Annotated in this window: 3 protein-coding genes; all 3 read right to left on the bottom strand. The window is 37.3% G+C overall.

Annotated elements, in window-relative coordinates:
- Positions 1-571: 571 nt before the first annotated feature.
- A complete protein-coding gene (locus AC30RD_RS07130; protein WP_489493726.1) occupies positions 572-1210 on the bottom strand; it encodes a uroporphyrinogen-III synthase in 639 nt (212 codons plus the stop codon).
- Between the two features lie 43 nt (positions 1211-1253).
- Positions 1254-2804 carry a glutamine-hydrolyzing GMP synthase gene (gene guaA, locus AC30RD_RS07125; RefSeq protein WP_489493724.1) on the bottom strand — a complete coding sequence of 517 codons (1551 nt, stop codon included), beginning with the start codon at positions 2802-2804 and terminating at the stop codon, positions 1254-1256.
- Between the two features lie 13 nt (positions 2805-2817).
- Positions 2818-3846 (bottom strand): sodium:proton antiporter NhaD (gene nhaD / locus AC30RD_RS07120; RefSeq protein ID WP_489493723.1); only part of this gene is annotated, 1029 nt, incomplete at its 5' end.

Genomic DNA, 3846 nt, shown 5'->3' with positions numbered 1-3846 from the left:
CATCTTGACCCCTTACCTCCTTACCACCTTATCTCCTTACCCCCTTCTTCCTTCAACCTTCTCCCTTCACCTAACTACTTAACTACTCAACCATTTTAACTTTTTTAACCAACAATAAAAAAACCCGAGCGGGCGTTCACGCTATGCAATGGTCCCAAAGACCAAAACAGGAGGGAGCGAGCCTTGGATTAGGCAGCAACTTCTCACCATAAAATGGCTCAAGCGAAGCCACCGACACACACCAAGGTCTACCGACCTCCCTCTATATCTATGTGTCGGACCCCCATATCGCGGGTAGCGCACCGCTCAGGTTTATAAATATTATACACTTTTTTTACTAAAATTGTATTAAAGTAGATTTTTTACTAATGTATTTAGAGTTAAACCACTCAACCATTTTAACTATTTTAACCAAGTTAGACATTAGACATTGGACATTGGTAAAAGGGAATTGGGAATTTGGAATCGAATCCACCCTTACCATCTTGACCCCTTACCTCCTTACCACCTTATCTCCTTACCCCCTTCTTCCTTCACCTAACTACCCAACCACTTAACCATTTTAACTATTTTAACCCAACCCCAAAATATACTCCACACACTCCTTTAGAGTCTGTTTAGGTGATAAAATATAATTTATATTTTTTGGTATAAAAGAGGCGGTTTTCTTGCCTATGGCTACGGCTTTGTAGCTATCATCCCAACTAAAACATCTAAAAAAACATTTGATAGTTGATGGAGAAGAAAATATTATATATGAGTTTTTCTTAGGTTTTTCCAATTTAGAGCACTCTTGACATATGGTTTCATATAAAACAACTTCATCAATCAAAAACCCATTTTCTTTTAATATTTGGGTTAAATTTGACAAAACAACTTTTGGCCTTATATATAAAAGTTTTGATTTTTTATCTAAAATACCAGATAACTCTTTTGCAAACTCATCGCCATAAAATTTTGTCGCCGTAAACTCTACTTTTGCGCCAAGAGACTCTATCTTTTTTGCAGTGGCTTTTCCTATGGCCAATGCAGGAATATATCTCCATTTGAAAGATATCTTGTCTGCTGCTTCTACACCCTTTTTTGAAGTAAAAATAATATAATCATATTTTGAGAAATCTATATCTTTTTTAAAAAAGATCTGTTTTATAACAGGGAGATTTTTCGCTCCTTTTACTTTTGCGTCAGAGAGAATATATATATTTTTCAATAAAGCCCCTTTAAGCAAGGCAAAAAAGGTGCGCCAACTTCTTTTACTCCCACTCTATAGTTCCCGGGGGTTTTGATGTAATATCAAAAACCACCCTGTTTATTCCCTCTACTTCATTTATAACTCTATTGCTTATATTTTCCAAAAGATCGTGTGGAAGATGTGCAAAAGTTGCAGTCATACCGTCACTACTTTCAACGCATCTTATTGCCACTGTATTTTCGTAAGTTCTCTTATCTCCCATTACTCCGACACTTTTTACGTTCAAAAGCACTGCAAATGCTTGCCAAAGCTTCTCATAATATCCGGCGGCTTTTATTTCGTCCAAAAGTATAGTATCGGCTTTTCTTAAAAGATCTAAACTCTCTTTATTAACCTCTCCCATTATCCTAATTGCTAGTCCAGGTCCTGGGAATGGATGTCTTATAACCATCTCTTTTGGAAGTCCAAGCTCTAATCCAAGCTTTCTAACTTCATCTTTAAAAAGCTCCCTTAAAGGCTCAATTAGCTCAAATTTCATCCAATCTGGAAGTCCTCCAACATTATGATGGGATTTTATCGTCTCGCTTGGACCTTTTACCGATACAGATTCGATGACGTCCGGATAAAGGGTACCTTGAGCCAAATATTTTACGTCTTTATATTTTTTAGCTTCCTCTTCAAAAACCTCGATAAAAGTATGACCTATAATTTTTCTTTTCTCTTCTGGATCTGTAACACCCTTTAAAGCGTTTAAAAATTTTTCTGAAGCATCTACAACGATTAGCGGAACTTTTAACATATTTTTAAAAACATGTTCAACTTTTTCCCTCTCGCCGGCTCTCAAAAGCCCGTTATCAACAAAAACCGGTATTAGCTGATCACCTATAGCTTCATACAAAAGTGCCGTTACTACAGAGCTATCTACCCCGCCGCTTAAAGCGCATAAAACTTTATCCTCTCCTACTATTTTTTTTATTTTTTGAATCTGCTCTTTCGCAAAATGGCCCATATCCCATCTATCTTCAATCTTACAGATCTCTCTTGCAAAATTTCTTAAAATTTTGCTTCCCTCAACCGAATGGGAAACTTCTGGATGAAACTGAAGGGCAAAAATCTTTTTTTCCTCGTTTGCTATAGCCGCATATGAGGAGTTGTTTGTGTGAGCTATTCTAACAAAACCGTAAGGAAGTCTCTCAACTTTGTCCCCGTGACTCATCCAAACTATCTGACCGTCTGTAGTGTCTTTAAAAAGAGGCGAAAAACTTCCGTGAACTTCATCAAATATAAGTCTTGCTTTTCCATACTCGTGGTGATCTGCTCTTACAACGTCTCCGTTAAAATCTACGGTTATTAGCTGCATACCGTAACAGATCCCTAAAATCGGCAAACCAAGATCATAAACTCTCTTATCTACTCTTGGAGCATCTTTTTCGTATACGCTGGCAGGCCCACCACTAAAAATAATCCCTTTTGGATTTTTCTTTTTTATCTCTTCAATATCGGTAAAATAAGGATATATTTCACAATAAACCCTCTCTTCTCTAAGTCTTCTTGCGATTAGTTGAGTATATTGAGAACCAAAATCTAAAATAACTATAGGCACGTTTTGCATTATTTTTATCTCCTTAATAAAGTCCAAAAATCTCAAACTGAATATACCATAAAACTAAAGAAAATATATATCCAGCCATTACGGTCCACGCATGTTTCATATGGGCTCCAAAGGTATATATACCTCTTAATCTTCCCATAACCCCAACACCCGCGGCACTTCCAAAACTAATCAAACTACCTCCGATACCAGCGGTTAAAGTAACAAGTAACCACTGATCTATACCCATTTTTGGATCGGCTTTTAAAATAGCGCTCATCACAGGCACGTTATCAACAATGGCAGAAATTAGACCAACGCCTATATTTCCGGCGGTAGGACCGATAATATCGTATAGCTTAACTATATACTCAAGATATCCTAAAAAGTGTAAAGCTCCAACGGCTGAAAGTATACCAAAGAAAAACATTAATGTATCGTTTTCAACCTTTTTCATATTTACAAAAACGTCAAAATGGTTTTGATTTTTTCTTTTATGAAAATATGAATACATTTTAAGAAGAGCCAAACCAAACATCATACCCCACATGGCTGGAAAATGGAAAAACTGATGTCCCATTACCGCTACAAAAATGGTAAATACCCCAAGCCATATCACAACTTTCGCTCCGGGCTTTAACTCCGCTTTTGGTAAACTTGCGTCAAAATGAGGCTCGCCATCTGGCACGACTCTACTTAGCAGCCATGCCGTTAAAAGCCATCCACCAATCGAAGGGACAAACAAAAATAGAAAATCGACAAATTCGCCTTTACCGGCGGTCCAAGCCATCAAAGTAGTAATATCTCCAAAAGGACTCCAAGCGCCGCCGGCGTTTGCCGCGACAACTATGTTTATCGCTCCCGGAACTAAAAATTTGTTGTTTGTTTTATCTATGGTGAACAAAACGGTAGATAAAATAAGTGCCGTAGTTAGGTTATCTGCTACCGGAGAGAGCCAAAAAGCTATAGATCCTGTTAGCCAGTAAAGCTTTTTATAACTATATCCTTTTGATGTTAGCTTATATTTTAAAACGTCAAAAACGTGTCTTTCTATCAAAGTCTC

It is taken from the genome of Nitrosophilus sp. (assembly GCF_982775275.1).
Note: the sequence above shows the minus strand (reverse complement) of the source record. Positions and strands in the feature narration are given on the sequence as shown.

Bases quoted from the DNA above. Each gene is read 5' to 3' on its own strand.
- guaA (WP_489493724.1), bottom strand. From the start codon at position 2,804: ATGCAAAACGTGCCTATAGTTATTTTAGATTTTGGTTCTCAATATACT.